The sequence below is a fragment of the Streptomyces kronopolitis genome (assembly GCF_014646275.1).
Lineage (GTDB): Bacteria > Actinomycetota > Actinomycetes > Streptomycetales > Streptomycetaceae > Streptomyces > Streptomyces kronopolitis.
On the sequence record NZ_BMND01000122.1, the window covers coordinates 1 to 564 of the forward strand.

The following is a 564-nucleotide window of genomic DNA, read 5'->3' on the forward strand; positions in this document are numbered from 1 at the left end:
AATTGAACGAGAGCGCTTTAAACGGCTTTCAAACATTTTACCAATCCTATGATCTTAAAAGGGGCTTTTCCACTTCCAGCACTTGCGAGATCGGTTTGAGTGAAAAAACCCACTTTTCTTGGCAGCATATCGCTTATTTAGTGGATGCTTGCACGCTTTAAATGGTGTATAATTGAAGTATTTCTTTAAAGGGTAAAGGCATTGGATAACACTCTCAAACATCTTGCCATTATTATGGATGGTAATGGCAGGTGGGCTAAATTAAAGAATAAAGCTAGGGCTTATGGGCATAAAAAGGGCATAAAAACCCTTAAAGACATCACGATCTGGTGCGCTAATCATAAGCTAGAATGCTTGACTTTATACGCTTTTTCTACAGAAAATTGGAAACGCCCTAAAAGTGAAGTGGATTTTTTAATGAAAATGCTTAAAAAATACCTTAAAGATGAGCGATCCACTTATTTGGATAATCACATACGCTTTAAAGCGATAGGGGATTTAGAGGGCTTTTCTAAAGAATTGAGAGACACGATCTTAAAGCTTGAAAACGATACTGGGCATTTT

The 564-nt window shown here is 37.1% G+C and carries 1 protein-coding gene; it reads left to right on the forward strand.

Translation table 11 applies throughout. From position 1 onward, the window contains the following. Positions 1-201 precede the first annotated feature (201 nt). On the forward strand, positions 202-564 hold a 363-nt coding region (uppS, locus tag IEY78_RS35425), incomplete at its 3' end, for a polyprenyl diphosphate synthase (protein ID WP_189104833.1).